Genomic DNA, 26,349 nt, shown 5'->3' on the forward strand with positions numbered 1-26,349 from the left:
CCCATGTCGTCCGAACAGCCCACCGTGCTTCTGGTCGAGGATGAACCGGCCCAGCGCGAGGTGCTGGCCTACAATCTCGAGGCCGAAGGCTTTCGCGTGGCCCGCGCCGGTGACGGCGAAGAGGCGATCATGATGGTCGAAGAGGAGCAGCCAGACATCATCCTGCTCGACTGGATGCTGCCGAACCTTTCCGGCATCGAAGTCTGCCGGCGTCTCAAGATGCGCCCGGAGACCCGGCAGGTGCCGGTGATCATGATCTCGGCCCGATCCGAAGAGGTCGACCGCGTGCGCGGACTGGAAACCGGCGCCGATGACTATGTCGTCAAACCCTACTCGGTGGTCGAGTTGATGGCCCGGGTGCGCACACAGCTGCGGCGCGTGCGCCCCTCGACCGTGGGCGAGCGGCTCGAATACCAGGACATCGTGCTCGACAGCGAAACCCACCGTGTGACCCGCGACGGCAAAGAGCTCAAGCTCGGCCCGACCGAGTTCCGGCTGCTGTCCACGTTCATGGAAAAGCCGGGCCGGGTCTGGAGCCGCGAACAGCTGCTCGACAGGGTCTGGGGGCGCGACATCTATGTCGACACCCGCACTGTCGACGTGCATGTCGGGCGCCTGCGCAAGGCGCTGACCCGTCATGGCGGATCCGATCCCGTGCGCACCGTCCGCGGCGCCGGCTACGCCCTGGGCTAGGGCAGGGGGCGTGCGCCCGGTTAACCCTTCTGACGGGTCGTCGATTAACGGATTGCCCGGCAGCCGGATGTCAGCCGGGGGGTGCACGCATGTCACCCCCTGTTGGACGGCGACGGATTAACGTCAACGATTGGAATTAACCATTCCGTGCAGGCATGGATCACCGTGGCAGCATATCCTCGGCCTCGATCTCGTCGGCCAGCCAGTCGCGGAAATGACGCAGGGCCGGGTCGCTTGACTTGTCCTCGGGCCATGTCAGCCAATAGGCGCCGCGACTTTCAATGGGGTCGCCGAAGACCACTTTCAATCGCCTTTCGGCCAGTTCCTGGCGGATCAGATAGTCCGGCAGCAACGCCACTCCCAACCCATGCAGAACGGCCTGGATCATCGTCGTGAACTGGTCGTAATAGGTGCCGGTCACATGTGGCGTCGGCAGGTCATGCGCTGCAAACCATTCCGCCCAGGCCCTTGGCCGCGTCTGGATATGCAAGAGCGGCAGACGCAGTAAATCCTGCGGGCTATTGATTGCCTGATCCGCGATCAGGCCGGGCAGGGCGACGGGCACCACATGCTCGCGGGCGAGCAGCATGCGCTCGGTTCCCGGCCAGGTTCCTTCGCTGAAAACTATTGCCGCATCAAAGGGTTCCGAGGCAAAATTGAACTGCTCGAGCCGTGTTGTCATGTTGATCGTAATCTCGGGATGCGCGCTGGCGAACCGTGGAAGGCGTGGCACCAGCCAGCGCATGCCGAAACTGGGCAGGATGGCCAGGTTGACAGCGCCGCCGCCAATATCCGTCTGCAGCCGCAGCGAGGCCTGCGCGATCTGCTGCAGTGCGCCGCGCACGTCCGAGGCATAACGCGCGCCTGCCGGCGTCAGGCCCAGCCGCTTGCGCGAGCGGTTGAGAAGCGGCACACCGAGCTGCGCTTCGAGCGCCTGCAACTGGCGCGACACGGCGCTTTGCGTCAGCGCGAGCTCCTCGGCCGCTGCCGTCGCGCTGCCCAGGCGCTCGACGGCTTCAAGGGCCTGCAGGGCAGGGACCGAGGGCAGGAACCGGCGCGGGGCGATCATGTATTCCAATTCCTCATGAAACCATGCAGATAAGTCGATTTATCATGCGGAAAACGCAAGGTAAACTACCGCGCGACACACCCCTCAACCGGAGTCCGAAAAAATGCTTGATAAACCGACACTTCGCGCCAAGGACGCGCCCGATCTGGGCCTATTCAACTGGGAAGACGCCTTCCGCCTCGAGGACCAGCTCACCGAAGAAGAGCGCATGATCCGCGACAGCGCCCAAGCCTACGCGCAGGAAAAACTCCTGCCGCGTGTGACCAAGGCCTTCGAGAGCGAGGAAACCGATCCCGAAATCTTCCGTGAAATGGGGGAAATGGGGCTCCTGGGGGTCACCACGCCGGAAGAATATGGTGGGTTGTCCGCGGGTTACGTGACTTACGGTCTCGTCGCGCGCGAAGTCGAGCGCATCGACTCCGGCTATCGCTCGATGATGAGCGTGCAAAGCTCGCTGGTGATGTATCCGATCTATGCCTACGGCTCGGAAGAGCAGCGGCAGAAGTACCTGCCCAAGCTCGCCTCGGGTGAATGGATCGGCTGTTTTGGCCTGACGGAACCCGATGCGGGCTCGGACCCGGCTGGCATGAAGACGCGCGCCGAGAAGACCGATGGCGGCTATCGGATCACTGGCTCGAAAATGTGGATTTCGAACGCACCTATCGCCGATGTATTCGTGGTCTGGGCGAAATCCGACGCTCATGGCGGCAAAATCCGCGGCTTCGTGCTTGAAAAGGGCATGAAAGGCCTGAGCGCGCCCAAGATCATGAACAAGATGAGCCTGCGTGCCTCGATCACCGGCGAAATCGTCATGGATGGCGTCGAGGTGGGCGAGGAGGCATTGCTGCCGAATGTCGAAGGGCTCAAAGGGCCGTTCGGCTGCCTGAACCGTGCGCGTTACGGCATCAGCTGGGGCGCGCTTGGCGCGGCCGAGTTCTGCTGGCACGCTGCGCGGCAGTACGGGCTGGACCGGCATCAGTTCAAGCGTCCGCTCGCGCAGACGCAGTTGTTCCAGAAGAAGCTGGCGGACATGCAGACCGAAATTGCGCTTGGCCTTCAGGCCAGCCTGCGGGTCGGCCGGCTGATGGACGAGGCCAATGCGGCGCCCGAGATGATTTCGATCGTGAAGCGCAACAACGTCGGCAAGGCGCTTGATATCGCGCGCATGGCACGTGACATGCATGGCGGCAATGGCATCAGCCTAGAGTTTCACGTGATAAGGCACATGATCAACCTTGAGACCGTGAATACCTATGAAGGCACGCATGATGTTCACGCCTTGATCCTGGGCCGTGCGCAAACCGGCTTGCAGGCCTTCTTTTGAGGGGGATTGCTTTCGGGAGGGGTCTTGTGCCTCTCCCGGTTCCCATGTCTGTAAGGCGCATAATCAGTATTATGTTAACAAAAGATCGCCATACAAGGCGATCCAAAACTAAATGGGTAAAGACTGTATTGCCGTTGCGTTCCGCGCGCTTCAAACGGCCTGCCTGACACTCGACTCCAATTTGGAAATTCGGTTAACTCGTGTTCACGATTTCGACGGACGCCTCTGCTTTTGTGTTTTGTAGGATCACGGCCCTGATCTGGACGAGTATCTTGTGATGGCATGAACGTCCCGACACATACTGGAGACGGCTGAATGAGTGTGATTGCATATCTCGAGGAGTTGACGAATGCCCCGTCGACAGAAGTGCTTTGGGGTCTGCATTGCCGGAAAATGGCTGAGTACGGGTTCACGCGGGTGTTTTACGGATTCACCAACTACCGTCTGGGCAAGTCGCTGGGTGACCCGGAAGACTTCGTCATTCTGACCAACCACAAGAAAGAATACACCGACTGGTTCCTTGGGCAGTCGATGTACTTTCATGCGCCTATGGTCAAATGGTCGCTTGAAAATGAAGGCGTGGCCAGCTGGCGCATGATCGCGGACATGGCGCGTAGCGGTCTTCTGACCGAAAGCGAGATGAAAGTCGTTGAATTCAATGCAAAAATGAAGGTCACCGCGGGCTACACGATCAGTTTCAAATCCGTCTCTCCGCGATCGAAGGGGGCGATCGCTCTTACGGGGCACGAGGACATGAGCCAGGACGAAGTCGATGCCGTCTGGGCCGAACATGGAACGGATCTGATCGTGATGAACAACGTCGTGCATCTCAAGATCCTCTCCCTGCCCTATTCGAGCCCTGCACGAGGTTTGACCAAACGTCAGCTCGAGGCTTTGCATTGGGTCGGCGATGGAAAGACCACCGCAGATATCGCCATTCTCATGGGGTTGACGCCCGCAACGGTCGAAAAACACCTGCGCTTGGCGCGCGAGGTTCTGAATGTCGAGACGACGGCCCAGGCGGTGCTGAAGGCCGCGCTTCAGAATCAGATGTTCGTTGTCGAATACTGACAGAAGCCCGCTTCCCTGCTCTCGATTTCGCTGAAAAATTGATCATCTGGTCCACTTTGGCGATTTAGTCAGGAATTTATCGTCCTTGCGATCCGAAAATTAGCCCTATTTTCAAGTGGTTGGGATGCAGCAATGGCGAGGACCCTCGCAAGGTAAGGATTCCCTTACTTTTGTGTGACGCGCGTCACTGGCAGATTGAACATGTTCCGTGAGTGGTGGCTTAGAGCCTTGGAACAAACAGAACGAACCCTTGAGATTTCGAGGCTCTTTGTTCTGCCGGAGCAATCCGGGGTCGGTCTGAAAGCTTATTCCTCGGCTGGAGGACCGACACTTGACCCGTCCCATCTCATCCCCATTTGCCGGGGCGGGATCAAAAAATAAACGGTGCCATCCGCGAGGATGGCACCGTTTTTTTCTTTTCCACAGAGTGCCTTACGGATCACTCTTGGTGTAGGCTGGAAGTTATCCTTGCGCCGCTTTTGCGACCTCGGCCGCAAAATCTTCCTGCTTTTTCTCGATGCCTTCGCCGACTTCGAGGCGGACGAAACCGGTGATTTCTGCGCCGGCTTCCTCGGCGGCCTTGGCCACGGTCAGGTCGGGGTTGACCACGAACTGCTGGCCAAGAAGCGTAACCTCGGCCATGAATTTCTTCATCCGGCCTTCGATCATCTTTTCGATCACGTTGTCGGGCTTGCCCGATTCCTTGGCGATGTCGATCTGGACCTGGCGCTCTTTTTCGACCACGGCGGGATCAAGATCATCCGACGAAAGCGACTGCGGGTTCACGGCTGCGATGTGCATCGCGACCTGCTTGCCAAAGCCTTCGTCCCCGCCCTTCATTGCGACCAGAACGCCGATCTTGCCCATGCCGGGGGCTGCAGCGTTGTGCACGTAGGACACGACGCTGTCGCCTTCCACGGATGCCATGCGGCGCAGCGTCATGTTCTCGCCGATCTTGGCGATCGCATCGGTCACGGCGGTTTCCACCGGCTTGCCGCCCAGGTCGGCCACTTTCAGCGCCTCGATGTCTGCGGCGCCCAGGGCGGCTTCTGCGATGCCCGAGACGAGGTTCTGGAACTCTTCGTTCTTTGCCACGAAGTCGGTTTCGGAATTCAGCTCGACCGCGACGCCCTTGCCGCCGTTCACGGCAACGCCGATCAGGCCCTCGGCCGCGGTGCGGCCCGATTTCTTGGCGGCTTTCGCCAGGCCCTTGGTGCGCAGCCAGTCAACGGCCGCCTCCATGTCACCATCGGTTTCGGTCAGCGCTTTCTTCGCGTCCATCATGCCTGCGCCAGTGCTGTCGCGCAGTTCCTTTACCATTGCTGCTGTGATCGCCATGTCAGGCTCTCCTGAAAAGATTTCGAATTGATTATTGTTGCGGGCGCGCCTCTTGCACGCCCGCATGTCACCTGCGTGACAGGATCAGGCGTCCTTGGCTTCGCCTGCGTCCGGTGCGGCTTCGGCTTCTGCCGGGGCCTCTTCGGCGACGGCTTCCTCGGCAGGCGCTTCGGCGAGTTCGCCCACATCGACGCCGGCGGCGCCCAGTTGCGCCTGCATGCCGTCAAGGGCTGCGCGCGCGGCGAGGTCGCAGTAAAGCGAGATGGCGCGGGCGGCGTCGTCGTTGCCGGGGATGATGTAGTCGATGTCGTCGGGCGAGCAGTTGGTATCGACCACGGCGATAACCGGAATGCCGAGTTTCTTGGCTTCTGCCACGGCCAGCGCTTCTTTTTTCACGTCGATGACGAAGAGAAGATCGGGTACGCCGCCCATTTCGCGGATACCACCCAGCGAGGCCTGCAGTTTGGCCTGCTCACGCTCCATGCCCAGACGCTCTTTCTTGGTCAGGCCTTCGGCGCCTCCGGCGAGACGTTCGTCATATTCTTTCAGCCGGTTGATCGACTGCGAAACGGTTTGCCAGTTGGTCAGCGTGCCGCCCAGCCAGCGGTGGTTCATGTAGTACTGGGCGCTTTTTTCTGCAGCTTCCGCAATGGGTTGCTGGGCCTGGCGCTTGGTGCCGACGAAGAGGACGCGGCCGCCTTTGGCGACGGTTTCGCGCACGACGTTCAGCGCGGCGTCGAGCATCGGCACGGTTTGCGTCAGGTCGAGAATGTGGATGCCGTTGCGCGCGCCATAGATGAACTCGCCCATACGGGGGTTCCAACGCTGCGTCTGGTGGCCGAAGTGAACGCCTGCTTCCAGAAGCTGGCGCATGGTGAACTCGGGAAGAGCCATGTCCTTGTTTCCTTTCCGGTTTTCGCCTTGGCAAGGGGTGCAAAGCAGATGCTTCAACCGGTGGACAAATGGGGATGTCTCCCCCATTCACCCGCCCTTGCCTGCGGATTGAATAGCGGGCGTATAGAGGGGTTTTCGCGCCTTTGCAACCCCCCGCCCCGCATCATCGGTTAACGCCGCCGAACCCCCGGAAAACGGGGGGTGATTTGCGTGCACCGTCCGGCTGACATCCGGCTGCCGGGCAAATCGGCGGAAGATTAACGCGGATTAGGTAAATGCACCGTGCGCAGCCCCTAGAGAAGCGTGCGTTCAACCACCCACCAGGCGCCGATGGCGGCGATAACCAGCGAGGCGGGAATGGAGATTGCGCGGCGATACCAGTCGCGGTTGCGAAACCAGGCGCCGACCAGCAGGAAGGCGATCGCGATCACTGTCAGCTGGCCCAGCTCAACGCCCACGTTGAAGCCCAGAAGCGCGGGAATGAAGTGATCCTCGGGCAGACCAAACTCTTCGAGCACCGAGGCAAAGCCCAGACCGTGCAGCAACCCGAACCCGAAGACAATGAAGGGCCGCCAGGGGTTCATGTGATCGGTGAACACGTTCTCGATGGCGACATAGCAGATCGAGGCGGCGATCAGCGGCTCGACGATGCTGCCCGGCACCGTGACCCAGCCCAGAGCCCCCAGCGCCAGCGTCACGGTATGGGCCGCCGTGAAGGCGGTGACCTGCCACAGAAGCGGCCGGAGCCGCGCGGCAAGCAGGAAAAGCCCAAGCACGAAGAGGATATGATCGAGCCCCTTGGGCAGGATGTGGTCGAAGCCGATGGGGATATATTGGCCGAAGACGCCCCAGCCCGACATCTGGCTGCCGCCGGCGATGGGAAACTCGGGGCTGAGCTCTCCGCCGCGGATGGTGCCGGTATACGGCTCTTCGGGGCCGTTCTGGCGCACCACCAGCGTGCCGTATTCCGCCGCCCAGCCGACCTGAAGCATCCGGGCCCCGTCGGGCAGCGACGCGGTGTAGATCAGCCGGGTCTGGCGCGCGACCTCGACATTGCCCGGGTCAAACACCTCCTGCCCCGAGAACAAGAGATCGAGGCGCGTGCCATCTGCCAGCACGCGGATGTTGCCGGTGATATTGTCGACGCCCGCGTTCAGGCGCGCAACCAGCGCCTGCGGGTCAAGCGCGCGTAGTTCATCGTAATCGGATGCATTCTCGGCGTCGTTGGTATCGTCCAGCCCCTGCAGGTCGACCCCGGCGAGCATCGCCTCGAGATTGGCGTCGAACTCCAGGTAGAGCCCGCCGTCACGGGTTTCGACGTTGAGGATCGAGGGAAACACTTCATGCGCGCGGGCCGGCAGGCTGAGCCATGCAAAAACGCTTGCAACCAGCGCAAGGATCGTCAGGTTTGTGCCTATGCGCGCCTTCATCCTCTGTCTCCTCGCAACGGTTTGCGCCCTTGGCCCCGTCAGGGCTACGCTGGCGCACGAGTTTTGGATCGAACCCGAGGAATATCAAGTCGATTCTCCCGGGCGCGTCACTGCGGCGCTGATCAACGGGCAGGATTTCCGCGGCACACGGGTTGCGTGGTTCGACTCCCGGATTGCGCGGGCTGAATGGCGGCAGGGCGATACCCGCGCCGAGATTGCCGGACGCCCGGGCGATCGCCCTGCCCTGTCGCTGGGCGCGCCGGGTGAAGGGTTGCTGCAACTGGTCTATGTCTCGACCCCGTCAAAGCTGACCTATTCGGAGTGGGCGAAATTCAGCGAGTTCGTGCAGTCCAAGGGATTTCCGGATGCCGTTGAGCGGCACAGGGCGCGCGGGCTGCCCGAAACCGGTTTCAGGGAAATCTACACCCGCTATTGCAAGAGCCTGATTGCCGTGGGCGATGGCGCGGGCGCCGATGCGCCTGCCGGGATGGAGGCCGAGATCGTGGCGCTGGCTAACCCCTATACCGATGACATGGGCGGCGGATTGCCGGTGCAGATCCTTTACCGGGGCGCGCCGCGCGCCGGGGCGCTGCTGGATGTGTTCGAGCGGTCGCCCACGGGCAACGTGACCAAGACCCAGATCGCCGCCGATGCCGAGGGCCGCTTAGAGGTGCCGGTGCGCGCCGGTCATGTCTACCTGCTCGACAGTGTCGTTCTGCGCGAGAGCGCGGCCGAGGACGCGGTGTGGGAGAGCCTCTGGGCCTCACTGACCTTTGCCGTGCCTGACTGACATGACGGCCGCCCCCGATATCCTGTGCGTCGGCAGCGTGCTGTGGGACGTGATCGGTCGTGCGCCCTGCCACATGGAGCGCGGATCGGACGTGGCCGGACGGATCACCCGCCTGCCCGGGGGCGTGGCAATGAACATCGCGATGACGCTGGCGCGCTTTGGTCTGCGCCCTGCCCTTCTTTCGGCCCTGGGCCACGACGCCGAGGGCCAGGACCTGCTGCGCGCCTGCGCGGCGATGGGGCTGGAGACGCGCTTCATCTACCGCTCGCCCGACCTGCCGACCGATCGGTACATGGCCGTCGAGGGGGCGAATGGCCTGATCGCGGCGATTGCCGATGCCTATTCGCTGGAACAGGCAGGCGCGCGGATACTGGAATCGCTTTTCGATGGGCGGCTGGGATCCGAGGCAAACCCCTATTCGGGCGTGGTGGCGCTGGACGGCAACCTGACGGTGGAGCTGTTGCAGGAGATGGCGGTGAGCCCGGCCCTGGCGCGGGCCGATCTGCGGGTGGCCCCGGCCTCACCGGGCAAGGCCGAGAGGTTGCGGCCCTTCCTGCGCCATGGGCGCGCGGTGCTTTACGTGAACCGCGAGGAGGCCGGGCTGTTGTGCGGGCGGGCCTTTGATGGCGCGGCGCGTGCCGCGCGCGCGCTGCTGGCGGCAGGCGCCGGCCGGGTTCTGGTAACGGATGGCGCCGACACGGCGGCCGAGGGCGGGCCTGACGGGGTGATCGAGCGGCTGCCGCCGCAGGTGATGGCCGTGCAGGTGACCGGCGCGGGCGATACGTTCATGGCGGCACATATCGCCGGAGAACTGGCTGGGCTGGGCCGGGTGGCGGCGCTGGAACGCGCGCTTGAGGCCGCGGCGGCGCATGTGGCGGGCAAGGAGGCGGGATGATCGACATCGTTTACGCGGCGGAGGTGGTGGCGGCGCGGGCCGAGGCGCGGCCCATCGTGGCGCTGGAATCGACCATCATCACCCATGGCATGCCCTGGCCGCAGAATGCCCAGACCGCCCGCGCCGTCGAGGCGGATGTGCGCGCGGGCGGCGCGGTGCCGGCGACGATGGCGGTGATCGGCGGGCGGCTGCATGTGGGGCTTGAGGCCGCAGAACTGGACGCGCTGGCGCAGGCCCGGGACGTGGCCAAGCTGAGCCGGGCCGATTTCGCCGCCTGCCTGGCGCAGGGCGGCACCGGGGCCACCACGGTGGCGGCGACGATGATCGCGGCGCGGCTGGCGGGTATCGCGGTTTTCGCGACCGGGGGCATCGGCGGGGTGCATCGCGGGGCGGAGAGCAGTTTCGACATGTCCGCCGACCTGCACGAGCTGGCCCAGACCCCGGTGAGCGTGGTGGCCGCGGGCGCCAAGGCGATCCTCGACCTGCCGAAAACGCTGGAGGTGCTGGAGACGCTGGGCGTCCCGGTGATCGCCGTGGGCGAGGATGAGTTCCCGGCCTTCTGGTCGCGCGGATCGGGGCTGCGCGCCCCGCTGCGGATGGAGAGCGCGGCCGAGATCGCGCGGGCGCATGTAATGCGGGGCGACATGGGGTTGCCCGGCGGGCAGCTGGTGGCCAACCCGGTGCCGCGGGCCGCGGAAATCCCGCGCGCGGAAATCGAGCCGATCATCGCGCGGGCGCTTGCCGAGGCCGAGGCGCAGGGCGTGGCGGGCAAGGCCGTCACCCCGTTCCTGCTGGGCCGGATATTCGAGCTGACGGAGGGGCGGTCGCTGGAGACCAACATTGCGCTGGTGCGCAACAATGCGCGGCTCGCCGCCGAAATCGCCGTTGAGATCGCGGCGCTGCGCGGCTGACCGGCAGAATTCAGCGCATGCGGCACCCTGCCCCTCGGACCTTGCTCTGCCTTTGGTAGAGTGGGACAGGGAAGAGGAGAGAGGCCATGACACGCAGTTTTTTCGCCGCCGCGGTTGCCGCGTTCCTGATCGGCGCCCCGCTGGGCGCGCAGGATATTCCGCTCGTCCCGCTGGTGCCGCCCGATCTGGGTGACCGCGCGGATGCCGGCAAGATCGATCTTACCGGTGTCTGGGAGTTCGCCACGTCAAATCACCAGGGCGGATGCCCGGGCAGCGGTCCGGGCTTTGCCATGGCCGGGATCATGGAGATCGTTCAGAAGGACGGGGCCATCGCGATGCATCTCGAAACCGGTGCGAAATGCGATCCCGCCTCGATGTGCAGCTTCACGGGCGAAATCGCCGATGGGGATCTGATCCTGTGGAACTCGGACACCGTCGATGACGAAGGCGGCACCGCCACCAATACGCTGCACCTGATTTTCCAGAACGAGGCGCTGGCGCAGGGCGTCGGCGGATCGGTCTACAAGCATCCGAAAATGACCTGCATGTGGACCTGGGACATGATAATGCACCGCCCCGAGATCAAGGACGGCGAATGGCAGCCCGGTGCCGCCGGCAAGGAAACCGACTGAGCGCCCGGTTCTTGCCCGGAAATGCGGCCAACCAGGCCCGCCGGCACAGATTTGATGCTGCGCGGGGGAGGTGAAGCATTGTCGGCACGCGAAATACCGCCTATGTGAAATCCTGATCCTTTCTGGCGGTATCGCGTAATGACCACCCCTTTCGACGAAGAAGACCACCAACAGAGCCGCCGGCGCTGGCGCCCGTTCGCGGGGTTGCGCAACAACTTCCTGGCCGGGCTTGTCGTGGTAGTGCCGATCGCCATCACAATCTGGCTGATCTGGACCTTCGTCGGCTGGATCGACAGCTGGGTGCTGCCCTTCGTGCCGCAGAAATACCACCCCGACGAGCTTATCAATCGCTGGTTCGGACAGGCGGAATGGTTCCAGTGGGTGTTTGGCACCGAAGAGGTGCATATCAACATCCGCGGTGTCGGCGTCGTCCTGTTCCTGATCTTCACCATGCTGGTGGGCTGGCTGACCAAGGGGATCATCGGGCGCAGTTTCCTGCATTGGGGCGAAGGCGTGGTCGACCGGATGCCGGTTGTCCGCTCGCTCTATAACGGCATCAAGCAGATCGCCGAGACGGTTTTTGCGCAAACGGATTCGAAATTCGACAAGGCCTGCCTGGTGGAATACCCGCGCAAGGGCATCTGGGCGATCGCCTTCATCTCGACCAGCGCCAAGGGCGAGATCGACCGCCGGATCCCGGTGGAGGAAGAGATCATCTCGGTATTCCTGCCGACCACGCCGAACCCGACCAGCGGGTTTCTTCTGTTCGTGCCGCGCCATTCGGTGATCGAACTGGACATGACGGTGGAGGACGCCGCGAAGCTGGTGATCTCGGCCGGCCTTGTCTATCCGAACAAGAAAGACCCGTCGAAGCCGGCCGGCGCCGAGACGGTCAAGCCCGCCGCACAATAGGCGCGGCGCCCTGCCTAGCCATACATCGCCGGCAAATCGACCGTGGCGCGGTGGCCCAGATCGGCGGCATGCGCCTGAAGAAACGCATCCGCCGCCGCGCGTCCCGCGGCCTTGAGCCGGGCGATCACCGCGGGGATGGGCACAAGTTTCGTTGCCACAGACAGATCGTTCATCAGCGCATCATCCGCGATCATGTGCATGTGGATGCGCTTCATCGCCCCCTCTGCGACCGCGCCCTGATCCAGCAGCCGCTGGACAAAGGCGATGGCCCGCAATTCGCGCAGGAGCGAGGAATTGAAGCTGATCTCGTTGATGCGGTTACGGATGTCCTGCGGGGTTTTCGGCACCTCGGCGCGTTCCAGCGGGTTGATGTTGACGATCAAGATATCGGGCGGCAGGTCGCGATCGAAGAGCGGAAAGAGCGCCGGGTTGCCGGTATAGCCGCCGTCCCAATACGCTTCGCCGTCGATTTCGACCGCGCGGAACAGCGTGGGCAGGCAGGCCGACGCCAAGATCGCATCGGTGTTGATGTCATCGCCCCGAAACACCTTGATCTTGCCGGTGCGCACATTCGTGGCCCCGATATAGAGCGCCGGGCCCTGCGCGGCACAGACGCGCCCGTAATCGAAACGGTCGGCCACCCGCCTGAGTGGGTTGGCATAGAACGGCCCGCTGGCATAGGGCGAGACCAGCCGTTCCCAGCTTTCGGCCCACAGATATGGCAGGGAGGTCTCAAGCGTCGAGGAGAGCTGCGAGAGGCCCATCCACTCGGGGAAGACCGGGCTGTCGATCGCGCCCATCTGTGACCATAGCCAGTCAAGGTTGTCGCGCGCGCCATCGCGCCCGCCGGCCAGCCAGCCGGCCTTGAACGCGGCGCCGTTGAGCGCCCCGGCCGAGGTGCCGGAGATACCGGCGATTTCAAGATCATCCTCGTCCAGCAGCCTGTCGAGCACGCCCCAGGTGAAGGCGCCATGCGCGCCCCCGCCCTGAAGCGCGAGATTGATCCGCCGGGTCACGTCAGAGCGCGGTCCAGCCGCCATCGACGCTGATCGTGGTGCCGGTGATCTGGTCGGCGGCGGGCGAACACAGGAAGACGGTGGTGCCGCCGATCTGTTCGGTGGTGGCGAATTCCTTCGAGGGCTGGCGCTGCAGCATCACTTCTTTCACCACGGTGTCGCGGTCCATATTGTGGGCCTTCATCTGGTCGGGGATCTGCGCCTCGACCAGCGGGGTGAGCACATAGCCCGGACAGATCGCGTTGCAGGTGATCCCCTGCCCCGCACATTCCAGCGCCGTGGTCTTCGACAGGCCGACGATGCCGTGCTTGGCCGCGATATAGGCCGATTTGTAGGGCGAGGCAGTCAGCCCGTGGGCCGAGGCGATGTTGACCACCCGGCCCCATCCGGCCTTGCGCATCATCGGCAGCGCCGCGGCCGTGGTGTGAAAGGCCGAGCTGAGGTTAATGGCGATGATCGCGTCCCACTTCTCTTGCGGAAATTCGTCGATCGGGGCGACGTGCTGGATGCCTGCGTTGTTGACCAGGATATCGCAGGCGCCGGCCTGTTCGACCAGCGCGCGGCATTGATCGGCTTTCGACATGTCGGCGGCAACATAGCGTGCCTCGACGCCGAATTCCTGGGCGATTTCCGCTGCGAGCGCATGGTCTTCGTCGCGGTCGGTGAAGGAATTGAGCAAGACATCGGCACCCGCGCGGGCCAGTTCGCGCACGATGCCAAGCCCTATGCCCGAGTTCGACCCGGTGACGACGGCGGTTTTTCCTGCAAGTGTCATGACTGCCCTCCTGAATTGATCGGGCAGCAGTGTGACACGAGACCCGGTCAGTTGGAACCGGGATTCGCAAAGGGCGGCTGACTCATCCCTGGCCTGGCGGGCTGGTTACGCTGAGGGCATTTCGGATCCTCTGCCAGTTGGCCACTTCGGTTGCGTCGCCCTTGGCCTCGTAGGCGCGAATCCTTCGGGCGGCCACGGCGGGCGCCTCTGCCCCGTGCGCATCGCGCAAAGCGCGGGCCAGTTCGGCGGCTTTCAGGGCGTCCATGATGTATCCTCCCCTGGTTGTTGGTGTACGGTCGGTTCCGCGCGATGTGCAGCGGACCGAAGCCAGTCTAGCATATGCCGGGCGCCTGTCGGCGACGGCGCGATGTGACGGGCAAAACCAGCAGTCTTCCGCGCAAAAAAAACGCCGGCACGAAGCCGGCGTTAAGTTATTGAGGCAGGTTTCATACAGGCAAGAAACCTATCGAGCAGTGACCCCTTTATAAGCAATCCGGCGCCCGTGTCCAAGCTAAAAGTTTGATAACACGTAAATCCCCCGTTAGCGTGGCCTCCAACAAAACAAGGGCAGAGCGAGATTGTTGCGCAAATGAGACCAGTTTTTTTCTTCCGCCGTTTGCGGAAATCCGCCGTTCTGGCGGCCTGTGCGGCGCTTTTGAGCGTCACGCAATCCGCGCGGGCAGAACCGGCGCACGGGCTATCTATGTATGGGGCCCCCGCCCTGCCACCGGATTTTGTGGCCCTGCCCTATGCCGACCCGCAGGCGCCCAAGGGCGGGCGCCTGGTGACAGGCAACACCGGCGGCTTCGACAGTCTCAACCCGTTTATCCTGAAAGGCACGGCGCCCTGGCAGTTGCGCTTCCTTGGATACGAGAGCCTGATGGGCCGCAATTGGGACGAGCCGTTCACGCTATACGGTCTGCTGGCCGAATCGGTTGAAGTGGGCCCGGATCGGCAATGGGTGGCCTTCACCCTGCGCGAGGAGGCCCGATTCTCGGATGGTAGCCCGGTCACGATCGAGGACGTGATCTGGAGCTACGAGACGCTGGGCACGCAGGGCCACCCGCGCTACCTGACCTTCTGGACCCGTGTCGAGAGCATCGAACAGACCGGCCCGCGCAGCGTGAAGATCACGTTCAACACGCAGGATCGCGAGCTGGCACTGATCGCGGGCCTGCGCCCGATCCTGAAGAAGGCACAATGGCAGGACGCGGACTTCACCGAGTCCGGTCTGACCACCGTGCCCATCGGCACAGGCCCCTACGTGATCGACAGCTTCGAGCCCGGCCGCAACGTGGTACTGAAACGCAATCCCGATTACTGGGGCCGCGATCTGCCGCTGATGCAGGGACGCGCCAATCTCGATGAAATCCGGATCGAGTTCTACGGCGATGCCGCGGTGATGTTCGAGGCTTTCAAGGCCGGTGAGCTGAATGTCTATCGCGAGCGCAACGCCGAGAAATGGGCCAGCGCCTATGAGTTTCCCGCCGTGCAGTCCGGCGATGTGGTGAAATCTGAAATTCCCAGCGGCACGCCCTCGGGCATGACCGGGTTCGTCATGAACACCCGCCGCGCCCCCTTTGACGATTGGCGCGTGCGCGAGGCGATGCTCTTGGCCTTCAACTTCGAATACATGAACGACACCATCACCGGCGGGCGGCAGACGCGGATTTCGTCTTATTTCTCGGGCACCGAGCTGGGCATGCGCCCGGGCCCGGCCGAGGGGCGCGTGCGCGCCCTGCTGGAGCCCTTTGCCGAAGGCCTGCCGCCCGGCGCGCTCGACGGCTATGCCCTGCCCGCCTCGGACGGGACAGTGCGCAACCGCAAGAACCTGCGCCAGGCGCTGCGCCTTCTTGAGGAGGCGGGCTGGCGCGCGGACCAGGGTGTGCTGAAGAACGCGAGTGGCGCGCCGCTGAGCTTCCAGATCCTGCTGCCGCAGGGCGCCTCCGAGAAACAGGCCTTCGCCAATATCTTCGTCAAGGCGCTTGAGCGGCTGGGCATTACCGCGCGGCTCGACGTGGTGGACAACGCCCAGTATTTCGCGCGCCTGCAGGAATTCGATTTCGACATGACCGATTTCCGCCGCGCCTTTTCGCTCAGCCCCGGGAACGAGCAGCGGCTCTACTGGGGCAGCGCCGCCGCCGAAAGCCCCGGATCGCGCAACCTGATGGGGGTGCAGTCGCCCGCCATCGACGCGATGATCGACCATATGCTCGAAACCGATGACCCGGCCGAATTCACCGCCGCGGTGCGGGCGCTCGACCGGGTGCTGATGGCCGGGCGTTACGTGATCCCGACCTATGATTACGGCATCGGGCGCATCGCCCATGCAAGCAATCTGAAATACCCCGCGTATCTTCCGGTCTACGGCGACGGCTACTGGTTCATGCCGGATGTCTGGTGGTGGGAAAAATGATACCCGTCACGCAGCTGTTACAAAACGGTCTTAGGCGGGCCTCATGAACATTCTCGTCCTCTGCACCGGCAACTCGGCCCGGTCCATCCTTCTCGAAGCGCTGCTGAACCGCCTGGGCAACGGGCGCGTCACGGCCTTCTCCGCAGGCTCGCAACCCGCCGGTGCGGTGCATCCGCAATCGCTGAAACTGCTGGGCGAAAAGGGTTATGACCTGTCGGGGCTGCGCTCGAAAAGCTGGGACGAATTCGCCGGACCGGACGCGCCCAAGATGGATGCGGTAATCACCGTCTGCGCCAGCGCCGCGGGCGAGACCTGCCCGATCTGGCCCGGCGTGCCGGTGCGGGCGCACTGGGGCGTCGACGATCCGGCCGCCGCGCAGGAACCGGAATGGCAGGATGCCTTCGACCGCGCCTACGGAATCCTTGAACGCCGCGCGCAGGCGCTGCTCGACCTGCCGGTCGAGGACATGGAAGCGGGCGAGTTGAAGCTGCATCTCGACCGGATCGGGGAAGTGCCATGAGCCTGAATCGCAAACTGGTGGCCGAACTGATCGGCACGGCGATGTTGCTGATCGGTGTCGTTGGCTCGGGCATCATGGCCGAGACGCTCGCGGACGGGAACACGGCGCTGGCACTGCTGGCCAACGCGATCGCCACGGGGGCGATGCTCTATTCCATCATCACCACGCTGGGCCCGGTATCGGGCGCGCATTTCAACCCCGCCGTCACGCTGGCCTTCGCCATCCGGGGCGAACATCCCTGGCGCGAGGTCGCGCCCTATATCGGCGTGCAGGTGGCAGGCGGTCTCCTCGGCGTCTGGGCCAGCCACGCGATGTTCGATCTCGAGATATTTCAGACCTCCACAACCATGCACCGGACCGGCCCCGCGCAGTGGTTTTCCGAGGTGCTCGCCACCTTCGGCCTTCTCTTCGTGATCTTCGGCGGCGTGCGCCACCGCCCCGACACGGTGCCGACTCTGGTGGCGCTCTATATCACCGGGGCCTACTGGTTCACCTCATCGACCAGTTTCGCCAACCCCGCCGTGACCATCGCGCGTGGGTTCAGCGACACTTTCGCCGGCATTTACCCGGGCCATATTGCGATGTTCATCGCCATGCAGCTGGTTGCGGTGGGCATCGCGCATGTCGTCCTGACACGGCTTTTCCGTTAGGCCTCCATCGCTTCATCTTGCCAGAAATACTCTGGGGGTTTGGGGGTGAAACGGGGGTTTGGGGGTGAAACCCCCAAACAGGCCGTCCGGTCAGGTCAGCGACGTGACCCATAGCACGGTGGCATCGTCCTCGCTGACCGAGATCAGGTTGTGCCCCATCGAGGCATCGTAATAGGCGCTGTCGCCCCGGCGCATCTCGACCGGCTCGTAGAACTCGGTATAGAGCCGCACCACGCCGGTCAGAACGTAAAGGAATTCCTCTCCGTCATGGCGCACCCAGCCGTCGAACTCTTCCATTCGGCGGGCGCGGATGCGGGCGCGGTAGGGCAGCATCGCCTTGCGGGTCAGCGTGCCGGCAAGCAGCTCGTGTTCGTAGGTGGCGGTGACATGCGCCACGCCCTCGCCCGATCGGGTGAAGGCCATGCGGCCGCTGATCTGGTCGCGCGCAGGCGGGGTGAAAAGCTGCGGCACGGAAATGCCCAGCCCCTGGGCCAGCTTCTTGACCGCCTCGTAGGTGGGCGACATCTGGTCGTTCTCGATCTTCGACAGGGTCGAGCGCGCGAGTCCCGCCTGCTGCGCGGCCTGTTCCAGCGTCAGGCCGCGCGCCTTGCGCAGTTCGCGCACGCGCCGGCCGAGGTTGAGCGGTTCGGCGACGTGGCTTTCGCCGCTTTCGCGGGCGATGCGGATGATCGAGGGCTGGTCCTGTGACGTCATGGCATTCTATTAGGCATCGCCGGGGGCGCTTGCAACCTCGGCCCGGGCGGCATAGCAACGCGGGCATGCACTCGGTTTACGACGAAGGGCCGTTCGCGCCCTGCCCCGCCCCGTTCAACTTCACGGCCCACGTGCTGGGCCGCGCGGATGCGTTGCCCGACAAGATCGCGCTGGCGGTGCTGGGCCCGGCCCGGGCCGAGCGCTGGTCCTATGCGCGGCTGCAGGCGGCGGTGCGCGGCACGGGAACCGGGCTTTTGCGGGCGGGGCTGCGGACCGGCGACATCGTGCTGATGCGGCTGGGCAATACGGTCGAGTTTCCCATCGCCTATCTCGGCGCCATCGCCGTGGGCTGCGTGCCGGTGCCCACGTCCTCGCAACTGACCGAGCGCGAGGTGGCGGCGATGATCGACACGCTGCGCCCGGCGGCGATCCTGCTGGGCGACGGGGTAGCCTGCCCGGCGGACCCGGGCGTGCCGGTGATCGGGCAGGACGAGCTGGAGGCGATGCGCGATCTGGAGCCCTGCGCCTGGCAGATTGGCGATCCGGACCGGCTGGCCTATATCATCTTCACCTCGGGCACTTCGGGCAAGCCGCGCGCGGTGATGCACGCGCATCGGGCGATCTGGGCGCGCCACATGATGCATGACGGCTGGTACGGGCTGACCGAGGCCGACCGGCTGTGCCATGCGGGCGCGTTCAACTGGACCTACACGCTGGGCACCGGGCTGATGGACCCTTGGAGCGTGGGCGCGACCGCGCTGATCCCCGCGCCGGGCACTGCGCCCGAGACGCTGCCCTTGCTTCTCAAGCGTCATGACGCAACGATTTTCGCTGCAGCCCCGGGGGTTTATCGCAAGATTCTCAACCGGAATGCGCAGCTTGACCTGCCCAAGCTGCGCCACGGGCTGAGCGCGGGCGAGAAACTCTCGGAGGCGCTGCGCGCGGCCTGGAACACCGCCAGCGGCACGATGCTCTACGAGGCCTTCGGCATGTCGGAATGTTCGACCTTCATCTCGGCCAGCCCCGACACCCCGGCGCGCCCGGGCACGCTGGGCCGGCCGCAAAAGGGCCGCCGGGTGGCGATCGTCGACGATGCGGGCCAGCCGGTGGAAATGGGCGCAGATGGCACGATTGCCGTGTCGAGCCGTGATCCCGGGCTGATGCTGGGCTACCTCGGCGCCGAGGATGAGACCCGCGCGCGGTTCCGCGGCGAATGGTTTCTGACCGGCGATCATGGCGCGATGGGCCCCGATTTCATGATCGAATACCACGCCCGGGTCGATGACATGATGAACGCGGGCGGCTATCGGGTATCGCCGCTCGAGGTCGAGGCGGCGCTGCATGATTTCCCGGGCCTTGCGGACATCGCGGTGACCGATGTGGAAGTGAAGGCCGATGCGCGGGTGATCGCTGCCTTCTACACCGCGCCCGCCCCGCTGGACGAGGCGGCGCTGGCCGCCTATGCCGGCGAGCGGCTGGCGCGCTACAAACAGCCACGGCTTTTCCTGCATGTCGCGGAATTGCCGAGAAACCCCAACGGAAAACTTCAGCGCCAGGCGCTGAAACAGGTCTACGAGGCACACCATGGTCAAGCTTGATATCATCTCCGATCCGATCTGCCCGTGGTGCTTTATCGGCAAGGCGCAGTTGGACCGCGCGCTGGAAAGCCGCCCCGAACATCCGTTCGAGATCGAGTGGCATCCGTTCCAGCTCAATCCCGACATGCCGCCCGAGGGCATGGACCGGCGCGCCTATCTTGAGGCGAAATTCGGCGGCAAGGAGGCCGCCTTTCAGGCTTATCAGCCGGTCGTGGAACATGCGAAGAAGGCCGGCGTGAACATCGAGTTCGACAAGATCGCGCGCACGCCCAACACGCTGGATGCGCACCGTCTGATCCATTGGGCGGGCATCGAGGGGCGGCAGACGCCGGTCGTAGCCGCGCTATTTCGCGCCTATTTCCAGGACGGCCGCGATATCGGCGACCGCGAAGTGCTGGCCGATATCGCCGACAGTGCCGGGATGGATGCCGGCGTTGTCCTGCGGCTTTTGGAGACGGAGGAAGACAAGGCAGGCCTTCTGGACAAGGAAAAGGGCTTTCGCGAGATGGGCGTGCGCTCGGTCCCGACCTTCATCATCAACGGCCAGCACGCGGTGCCCGGCGCGCAGCCGGTCGAGCTGTGGCAGAAGGTGATCGACGAGATTTCCGAGCAGATCCGGAAAGACACCGAGTGAGTGCGCCAGACGCAACGGAAGCGCACCGCGCGGGCATGACACCGGCCGAGTTCGTCGCGCTGATGGCGATGCTGTTCGCGACGGTGGCCTTTTCCATCGACGCGATGCTGCCCGCCCTGCCCGAGATCGGCGCCGAACTGAGCCCGGACAACTTGAACCGGGCGCAGCTGATCCTGACGGCCTTTGTCATCGGCATGGGTCTGGGCACCTTCGTGACCGGGCCGCTGTCGGACACGCTGGGCCGCAAACCGGTGATCCTTGGTGGTGCCGCACTCTATATCGCCGGGGCCTTTGCCGCCTGGGCGGCGCAGAGCCTGGAACTGATGCTTGCCGCGCGGCTGGTGCAGGGGCTGGGCGCGGCGGGGCCGAGGGTTGTCGGCATGGCGGTGATCCGCGACCTTTATGCCGGGCGCCACATGGCGCGGCTGATGTCGATCGTGATGATGATCTTTACCCTTGTCCCGGCAATCGCGCCCCTGCTGGGGGCCGGCATCATCGCCATTTCCGACTGGCGGGGCATCTTCCTTGCCTTTGTGCTCTTCTCGCTGCTGGGCGCGGGCTGGACCGGCCTGCGGCTTGAGGAAACCCTGTCACCCGACCGGCGGCGGCCATTCCGGCTGGGCCCGATCTGGGCGGCGCTGCGCGAAATCCTGGGTCATCCGATGGTGCGCATCACCATCGCGACGCAGACCCTGTGCTTCGCGATGCTGTTTTCCACCATTTCCAGCGTTCAACAGATCTATGACATCACTTTCGGTCGTGCCGACAGTTTTCCGCTGTGGTTCGGGGCCATTTGCATCGTTTCGGCCAGCGCGAGCTTCGTGAACGCCGCGTTGGTCGTGCGGCTGGGCATGCGGTTCCTGGTGACGGTGATGCTGTCGGCGCAGGTTGTCTTTTCCGGCATCATGCTGGTGCTGAGCCAGGTGCCGCTTCCCGAGACGCTGGCATTCGGCTTTTTCCTTGCCTGGCAGACGACGCTATTCTTCCAGGCCGGGCTGACGCTGGGCAATCTGAATGCCATGGGGATGGAGCCGCTGGGCCATATCGCGGGTATGGCGGCCTCGATCATCGGGGGGCTGGCGACGGTGCTGTCGATGGCCGTGGCTGCGCCCATCGGCCTGGGCTTTGACGGCACCTGGTTCCCGCTGTCACTGGGGGTGTTCGTGCTGGCACTTGCCGCGCTTGGTCTGATGCTGTGGCTGCGCAAGATCGAAGAGCGCACGCTGCCCTGAGCCGCGCGGTGTGGCAAAAAATCACGTATCTGCGCGGGTTTGGCGAAAATTCGACAAAACGCTTGGCTTGATTCGCCGGGCTCGGCCATAATTTGGTCAAGGCGACGTGCTAAGCCGGAGCAACCGGCAGTCGCGATAACGAGGCAGGCAGTATAGTCAACGGTATGAAACGCTGGCAGCGCAGAGCGCGCATACAAGAGATTCACGCGGTGGTTTCCGGGGTGATGAATGGCGCGCCCTATGAGGTGAATTTCGCCAAGTATTACAGCGAACTGAACGCGTTGAAGCAGGTCAAGCCCAGCACGCTGTGGATCGAGGCCGTGGTGATGCTGTGCGTGATCTTTCGCGAACGTGCACCGCGGGCGCGTGGCCTACTGCGCCGCCTGGGCCAGCGCCACGCCGCCGCCGGCACGCCCGAGCTCTTCGAGGCGTTCGAGCAACGCATCACCGCCTACCTGCATCCCGACAAGCTGACCGGGCATGGCTATGGCCAGACCTTCGAGGACATGGATCACGATGACCTGTGGGATCATGTCAGCGGCCTGATCGCCGTGCTGGAAGAGCTTGAGCACGAAGTGTTCCTCAACTCCGGCACGCTTCTGGGCGTGGTGCGCGATGGCAAGCTGATCGAGCATGACGACGATATCGACCTCGCGGTCGAACTGGCCGCGCGCACGCCCGAGGAGGCCGCGCGCGAATGGATCAAGCTCAAGGCCGACCTGATCGAACTGGGCATCTTCGACGAAGCCGCGCACCGCGATCCGTCGATTTACAAGCTGACTTCGGCCGGCAAGGTCGAGATCGACCTGTTCCCGCTGTGGTTCGACAAGGATGACAACGCCTATCTCTACCCGCACACGTTCGGGGAACTGTCGCGGAAAGACATCTTTCCGTTGCAGGAGTGCGGGACCACCGGGCTCATGCTGCCGAAAGAGCCCGAGAAAATGCTCGCGATCAACTATGGCGAGGGCTGGCGCGTGCCCGATCCGTTCTTCCGCTTCGACTGGAAGACGCAGCGGGAGAAATTCGCCCCGTTCCTGTCCGCCCTGACGCGCGCCGGGCGCAAAGAAAAGAAACGCAAGGAGGCAGCATGACCCGCGTTCTGACCTATGGCACTTTCGACTTGTTCCATCACGGCCATGTGCGCCTGCTCGAACGCCTGGCGGCGCTTGGCGACGAGCTTTATGTCGGTTGTTCGACCGATGCGTTCAACGCGCTGAAGGGCAAGAAGACGGCCCTGCCCTATCGCCACCGCGTCGAGGTGTTGGAGGCGTGCCGCCATGTCACCCACGTGTTCCCCGAAGAGTGCTGGGAGCAGAAACGCGACGACGTGCAGCGCTTCGACATCGACGTGTTCGGCATGGGCAGCGACTGGAAGGGCGAATTCGATTTCCTGGGCGATCTGTGCAAGGTCGTCTACCTGCCGCGCACGCGCAATGTCTCGACCACCGAGATCAAGGACATGGTCTATGACCTGCAGCATGAGCTGCGTCTGGTGAAGGGCTGACGGGGGACGGACACATGGTCGTCGTTTTCCACCTTGGCTTGTTCAAGACAGGAACAACAACGCTTCAGCATACCTTTGGCAAGAACCGTGACCGCCTGAAGCGTGTTGGTGTGCTTTATCCCGAAACTGGGCTGACCTTTCGCGACCGGAAAGACAAGCGGCAGGTCGGCCTGTCGCATGCTCCGGACGGGTCTGACGAGCAGCGGAAAGTGTTCGATCAGTTTTCCGGGAAATCGAGGAAAAAGACACGCCTGTCGCTCTCTTGTCGTCGGAAAGCTGGTGTTCGCCAGCCCACGAGGCGCGATTGCGACGGCTGGTGCGCGAATGCAAGGCCCGGAAGTTCGAGACCATCGGTATCATGTTCATGCGCAACCGGTTCCAGTTCGCCCGCAGCCATTACCGGGAATGGGTTCAGAACTGGAACAACGCGCTGCCGTTCCCGAAATATGTCAAGGAGCGGCGCAAGCAATGGGATTTCGTGGCAATTGCCGAGCGGATGAACCGTATTTTCGACGGCAATATGCACTATCATAGTTACGTGCCGGGCCATGATACCGTGAAGGTGTTCACCGATCTTCTCAGCTTGCCAAAGCTGGCCCCGGTTCAGCTGCAGAACCCCAGCCTGAACGCCATCGAGGCCGAGGCCGCGCGCCTTCTGATCGAACAAGGGGTTAAGGATTATCAGCCCCATCTGGAAGCAAAGCGAACGCGCCTTTTGGCGCTGGCAGGCGATGGCGGAGTGAAAGCCTTTTCCGAGGATCTCGACCAGAAACCGCTGCGCGAGACGCGCGGAGAGGCGCAACGCCTGATGCAAGCGACGAACCTGCCCGAGGATGAGGTGCGCGCGCTTCTGGATCTGCCACATAAAGAGGCGGAGAAAATCATCCGCCTGCGCGGTGACATTGCCCGGGAAATCGGGCTGGCGGCCTGACGGGCGTTTCCCGTCAGGCCAATTCGCTTAGCCGATAATCGCGTTCAGCGTTGCGCTCGGGCGCATCACGGAGGCGCGTTTTGCCGGGTCGGCGTGGTAGTAACCGCCAAGGTCCACGGCCTTGCCCTGCCCGTCCATCAACTCGGCGATGATCGCCGTTTCCTTCTCGGCCAGTTGCTGTGCGATCGGCGCGAAATGGGCGGCCAGCTCGGCATCTGATGCCTGCGCGGCCAAGGCCTCGGCCCAGTAGCGGGCAAACCAGTAGTGCGAGGTACGGTTGTCGGCCTGGCCCACCTTGCGTTCGGGGCTGTTGCCGTTCTCCAGCACCTTCTGTGTGGCCGCCTCGACCGCCTCGCCCAAGATCTCGGCCTTGGCGCGGCCCTTGTCGGCCAGGAACTTGAAGCTCTCGCCCAGGGCGCAGAATTCCCCAAGGCTGTCCCAGCGCAGGTGGTTTTCCTCCATCAGCTGTTCCACGTGTTTGGGGGCCGAGCCACCCGCGCCCGTCTCGAAGAGGCCGCCACCCTGCATCAGCGACACGATCGACAGCATCTTGGCCGAGGTGCCCAGTTCCAGGATCGGGAAGAGGTCGGTCAGGTAGTCGCGCAGCACGTTGCCGGTGATGGTCACCACGTCGCGGCCTTCGCGCATGTTTTCCAGCGTGAAGCGGGTGGCTTCGCGCGGGGCCATGATCGGGATCTCGACGCCGGCCTCTTTCAGCGCGGGCTCGACATACTTGATCAGCTCGGCGTCATGCGCGCGGTTCGCGTCCAGCCAGAAGGCCGCGAGGCCCGTGGCCTTCATGCGGCGGATGCCCAGCTGGATCCAGTCGAGGATCGGCGCCTTTTTCGCGGTACAGGAGCGCCAGATATCGCCCTGCTCCACCGCGTGGCTGTGCAGCACCTCGCCACCCGCAAGCACGATGGCGATGGTGCCATCGGCGGGCGCTTCGAAGGTGGTGGGGTGGCTGCCGTATTCCTCGGCCTTCTGGGCCATAAGGCCCACGTTCGATACCGCGCCACAGGTGGTGACATCCAGTTTGCCGGTCTGTTTGAAATACTCGATCGTCTCGTCATAGACGGGCGCATAGCAGTTGTCGGGGATGCAGCACTTGGTCGGCGCGGGTTCGCCATCCGGGCCCCAGCCGATGCCGCCGGCGCGGATGACCGCGGGCATCGAGGCGTCGATGATCACGTCCGAGGGCACGTGCAGGTTGGTGATGCCACGATCCGAGTTCACCATGTAAAGCGGCGGGCGCGCGGCCAGCGCGGCCTTGAGGTCGGCCTGCGCCGCAGCATTGCCTTCGATCTGCTTTTCCAGGTCGCCGATGCCGTCATTGGGGTTCCAGTCGAGATCCGCACCATGCTTGGCGATGAAATCCTCGAGATACACACTGACGAAATGGCCGAAAATGATCGGGTCGGAGACCTTCATCATCGTGGCCTTGAGGTGGACCGAGAACAGAACGCCCGGTTCCATGCTGGCGACTTCGTCGCGGATATAGCTGCGCAGCGCCTTCGCGGACATGAAGGTGGCGTCGACTACGGTGCCTTCGTCATAGGAGAGCCCGTCTTTGAGCACGGTTTCGCTGCCGTCCTTGGCGGAGAAGACGATTTTCGCGCCGCCGGCCTGGGCCGCGGTGATGGTGGCGGATTTCTCGTTGGCGAAGAAATCGTTGCCCGGCATCGAGGCGACGGTGGTCTTGCTGTCGGCGGTCCATTCGCCCATCGAATGCGGGTGCGCCTTGGCATATTCCTTGACGGCCTTGGCCGCGCGGCGGTCCGAGTTGCCTTCGCGCAGCACCGGGTTCACCGCCGAGCCCTTGATCGTGTCATAGCGCGCGCGGATTTCCTTTTCCGCGTCGGTCTGCGGATCGGCCGGGTAGTCCGGCACCGCGTAGCCCTGCGATTGCAGCTCGGCAATCGCCTCTTCCAGCTGCGGCACCGAGGCCGAGATATTGGGCAGCTTGATGACGTTGGCGTCGGGCGTTTTCACCAACTCACCCAGCCAGGCCAGGTCGTCCGACTGACGCTGATCTTCGCTCAGGCGGTCGGGAAAGGTGGCCAGGATCCGCCCCGCGAGCGAGATGTCGCGCGTGCCCACGTCGATGCCCGCGGCGCCGGCAAAACTGCGCACGATCGGCAAGAGCGAGGCGCTGGCCAGTTCGGGGGCTTCGTCGACGATGGTGTAGATGATATCGGGGGTCTTGTCGGCCATGGGTCCGGTCTCTCCATGCTGAAATGGGAACGGGCGGTGCTGCCCTCTTGCCGCCCCGGGTATCCGAGCAGGGCGGGATAGTCAATGTGTGCGATGGTATACAAACAGAAAATTTTTTAACGGCTCGCAGCTTCCGGGCAGGCCCGGCGCAGATTTTGCTTCCCGGTTTCAGTGCCCTGTGGC

At 63.8% G+C, this 26,349-nt stretch carries 26 protein-coding genes; 17 read left to right on the forward strand and 9 right to left on the reverse strand.

Annotated features, from left to right (window positions below):
• The first annotated feature begins 3 nt into the window (after positions 1 to 3).
• On the forward strand, positions 4 to 693 hold the full coding sequence (gene phoB / locus E0501_RS06445; protein ID WP_137700488.1) for a phosphate regulon transcriptional regulator PhoB: 690 nt from the start codon (positions 4 to 6) through the stop codon (positions 691 to 693).
• A 160-nt stretch (positions 694 to 853) separates the two neighbouring features.
• Here phoB and E0501_RS06450 read toward each other — a convergent pair whose 3' ends face one another.
• Positions 854 to 1,762 carry a LysR family transcriptional regulator gene (locus E0501_RS06450; RefSeq protein WP_137700489.1) on the reverse strand — a complete coding sequence of 303 codons (909 nt, stop codon included), beginning with the start codon at positions 1,760 to 1,762 and terminating at the stop codon, positions 854 to 856.
• Between the two features lie 103 nt (positions 1,763 to 1,865).
• On the opposite strand from E0501_RS06450, the gene E0501_RS06455 reads away from it, so the two are divergent.
• Both E0501_RS06455 and E0501_RS06460 read left to right on the forward strand, forming a co-directional pair.
• Positions 1,866 to 3,086, forward strand: a complete 1,221-nt coding sequence (locus E0501_RS06455; RefSeq protein ID WP_137700490.1) for an acyl-CoA dehydrogenase — start codon at positions 1,866 to 1,868, stop codon at positions 3,084 to 3,086.
• A gap of 315 nt (positions 3,087 to 3,401) precedes the next feature.
• The gene (locus E0501_RS06460) at positions 3,402 to 4,157 is read left to right on the forward strand and encodes a helix-turn-helix transcriptional regulator (RefSeq protein ID WP_137700491.1); all 756 of its coding nucleotides are present in this window, start codon (positions 3,402 to 3,404) and stop codon (positions 4,155 to 4,157) included.
• Positions 4,158 to 4,619: 462 nt separating this feature from the next.
• Here E0501_RS06460 and tsf read toward each other — a convergent pair whose 3' ends face one another.
• From tsf to E0501_RS06475, 3 genes are all read right to left on the reverse strand, one after another.
• Positions 4,620 to 5,495 carry a translation elongation factor Ts gene (gene tsf, locus E0501_RS06465; RefSeq protein ID WP_137700492.1) on the reverse strand — a complete coding sequence of 292 codons (876 nt, stop codon included), beginning with the start codon at positions 5,493 to 5,495 and terminating at the stop codon, positions 4,620 to 4,622.
• An 84-nt stretch (positions 5,496 to 5,579) separates the two neighbouring features.
• Positions 5,580 to 6,389, reverse strand: coding sequence for a 30S ribosomal protein S2 (gene rpsB / locus E0501_RS06470; RefSeq protein WP_137700493.1), 810 nt, complete (start codon positions 6,387 to 6,389; stop codon positions 5,580 to 5,582).
• 293 nt (positions 6,390 to 6,682) lie between these two features.
• On the reverse strand, positions 6,683 to 7,819 hold the full coding sequence (locus E0501_RS06475) for a HupE/UreJ family protein (protein WP_137700494.1): 1,137 nt from the start codon (positions 7,817 to 7,819) through the stop codon (positions 6,683 to 6,685).
• Here E0501_RS06475 and E0501_RS06480 point away from each other — a divergent pair.
• From E0501_RS06480 to E0501_RS06500, 5 genes are all read left to right on the forward strand, one after another.
• Positions 7,806 to 8,609, forward strand: coding sequence for a DUF4198 domain-containing protein (locus tag E0501_RS06480; protein ID WP_137700495.1), 804 nt, complete (start codon positions 7,806 to 7,808; stop codon positions 8,607 to 8,609). The genes E0501_RS06475 and E0501_RS06480 overlap by 14 nt on opposite strands.
• Position 8,610: 1 nt before the next feature.
• A complete protein-coding gene (locus tag E0501_RS06485) occupies positions 8,611 to 9,504 on the forward strand; it encodes a PfkB family carbohydrate kinase (RefSeq protein ID WP_137700496.1) in 894 nt (297 codons plus the stop codon).
• Complete coding sequence (locus E0501_RS06490; protein ID WP_137700497.1) at positions 9,501 to 10,415, forward strand: pseudouridine-5'-phosphate glycosidase; 915 nt, start codon at positions 9,501 to 9,503, stop codon at positions 10,413 to 10,415. Before E0501_RS06485 ends, E0501_RS06490 begins: the two co-directional genes overlap by 4 nt.
• An 86-nt stretch (positions 10,416 to 10,501) precedes the next feature.
• Positions 10,502 to 11,047, forward strand: coding sequence for a hypothetical protein (locus E0501_RS06495; RefSeq protein ID WP_137700498.1), 546 nt, complete (start codon positions 10,502 to 10,504; stop codon positions 11,045 to 11,047).
• A 138-nt stretch (positions 11,048 to 11,185) separates the two neighbouring features.
• A complete protein-coding gene (locus E0501_RS06500; protein ID WP_137700499.1) occupies positions 11,186 to 11,959 on the forward strand; it encodes a DUF502 domain-containing protein in 774 nt (257 codons plus the stop codon).
• Positions 11,960 to 11,973: 14 nt separating this feature from the next.
• On the opposite strand, the gene E0501_RS06505 is transcribed toward E0501_RS06500, so the two are convergent.
• The 3 genes from E0501_RS06505 to E0501_RS06515 all read right to left on the reverse strand — a co-directional run bounded on the left by E0501_RS06505 (position 11,974) and on the right by E0501_RS06515 (position 14,015).
• Complete coding sequence (locus E0501_RS06505; protein WP_137700500.1) at positions 11,974 to 12,999, reverse strand: patatin-like phospholipase family protein; 1,026 nt, start codon at positions 12,997 to 12,999, stop codon at positions 11,974 to 11,976.
• Entirely contained in the window at positions 12,977 to 13,750 is a 774-nt protein-coding gene (locus E0501_RS06510) for a 3-hydroxybutyrate dehydrogenase (protein ID WP_137700501.1), read from the reverse strand. Before E0501_RS06510 ends, E0501_RS06505 begins: the two co-directional genes overlap by 23 nt.
• Before the next feature lie 82 nt (positions 13,751 to 13,832).
• Positions 13,833 to 14,015 carry a hypothetical protein gene (locus E0501_RS06515; protein ID WP_137700502.1) on the reverse strand — a complete coding sequence of 61 codons (183 nt, stop codon included), beginning with the start codon at positions 14,013 to 14,015 and terminating at the stop codon, positions 13,833 to 13,835.
• Positions 14,016 to 14,339: 324 nt separating this feature from the next.
• Between E0501_RS06515 and E0501_RS06520 the strand changes: the two genes are divergently transcribed.
• The 3 genes from E0501_RS06520 to E0501_RS06530 are packed head-to-tail and all read left to right on the forward strand — an operon-like array spanning position 14,340 to position 17,336.
• A complete protein-coding gene (locus E0501_RS06520; RefSeq protein WP_407943401.1) occupies positions 14,340 to 16,166 on the forward strand; it encodes an extracellular solute-binding protein in 1,827 nt (608 codons plus the stop codon).
• A gap of 43 nt (positions 16,167 to 16,209) precedes the next feature.
• Entirely contained in the window at positions 16,210 to 16,686 is a 477-nt protein-coding gene (locus tag E0501_RS06525; protein ID WP_137700504.1) for an arsenate reductase ArsC, read from the forward strand.
• Positions 16,683 to 17,336: an aquaporin gene (locus E0501_RS06530; RefSeq protein WP_137700505.1), complete on the forward strand. Its 654-nt coding sequence runs from the start codon at positions 16,683 to 16,685 to the stop codon at positions 17,334 to 17,336. Before E0501_RS06525 ends, E0501_RS06530 begins: the two co-directional genes overlap by 4 nt.
• 90 nt (positions 17,337 to 17,426) lie before the next feature.
• On the opposite strand, the gene E0501_RS06535 is transcribed toward E0501_RS06530, so the two are convergent.
• Complete coding sequence (locus E0501_RS06535) at positions 17,427 to 18,050, reverse strand: helix-turn-helix domain-containing protein (protein WP_137700506.1); 624 nt, start codon at positions 18,048 to 18,050, stop codon at positions 17,427 to 17,429.
• Between the two features lie 65 nt (positions 18,051 to 18,115).
• Here E0501_RS06535 and E0501_RS06540 point away from each other — a divergent pair, with 65 nt between their 5' ends.
• From E0501_RS06540 to E0501_RS06565, 6 genes are all read left to right on the forward strand, one after another.
• Positions 18,116 to 19,648 carry a class I adenylate-forming enzyme family protein gene (locus E0501_RS06540; RefSeq protein WP_137700507.1) on the forward strand — a complete coding sequence of 511 codons (1,533 nt, stop codon included), beginning with the start codon at positions 18,116 to 18,118 and terminating at the stop codon, positions 19,646 to 19,648.
• On the forward strand, positions 19,635 to 20,282 hold the full coding sequence (locus tag E0501_RS06545) for a DsbA family oxidoreductase (protein ID WP_137700508.1): 648 nt from the start codon (positions 19,635 to 19,637) through the stop codon (positions 20,280 to 20,282). The genes E0501_RS06540 and E0501_RS06545 overlap by 14 nt, the downstream gene beginning before the upstream one ends.
• Before the next feature lie 35 nt (positions 20,283 to 20,317).
• Positions 20,318 to 21,514, forward strand: coding sequence for an MFS transporter (locus tag E0501_RS06550; protein ID WP_137700867.1), 1,197 nt, complete (start codon positions 20,318 to 20,320; stop codon positions 21,512 to 21,514).
• A gap of 164 nt (positions 21,515 to 21,678) precedes the next feature.
• Positions 21,679 to 22,608, forward strand: coding sequence for a LicD family protein (locus E0501_RS06555; RefSeq protein WP_137700509.1), 930 nt, complete (start codon positions 21,679 to 21,681; stop codon positions 22,606 to 22,608).
• On the forward strand, positions 22,605 to 23,021 hold the full coding sequence (locus tag E0501_RS06560; protein WP_137700510.1) for an adenylyltransferase/cytidyltransferase family protein: 417 nt from the start codon (positions 22,605 to 22,607) through the stop codon (positions 23,019 to 23,021). The genes E0501_RS06555 and E0501_RS06560 overlap by 4 nt, the downstream gene beginning before the upstream one ends.
• 304 nt (positions 23,022 to 23,325) lie before the next feature.
• Positions 23,326 to 23,952 carry a hypothetical protein gene (locus E0501_RS06565; RefSeq protein ID WP_137700511.1) on the forward strand — a complete coding sequence of 209 codons (627 nt, stop codon included), beginning with the start codon at positions 23,326 to 23,328 and terminating at the stop codon, positions 23,950 to 23,952.
• 27 nt (positions 23,953 to 23,979) lie between these two features.
• On the opposite strand, the gene E0501_RS06570 is transcribed toward E0501_RS06565, so the two are convergent.
• Complete coding sequence (locus E0501_RS06570; RefSeq protein ID WP_137700512.1) at positions 23,980 to 26,166, reverse strand: NADP-dependent isocitrate dehydrogenase; 2,187 nt, start codon at positions 26,164 to 26,166, stop codon at positions 23,980 to 23,982.
• Positions 26,167 to 26,349: the final 183 nt, after the last annotated feature.

This window comes from Marimonas lutisalis, from assembly GCF_005434965.1.
In the GTDB taxonomy this organism is placed as follows: Bacteria; Pseudomonadota; Alphaproteobacteria; order Rhodobacterales; family Rhodobacteraceae; genus Marimonas_A; species Marimonas_A lutisalis.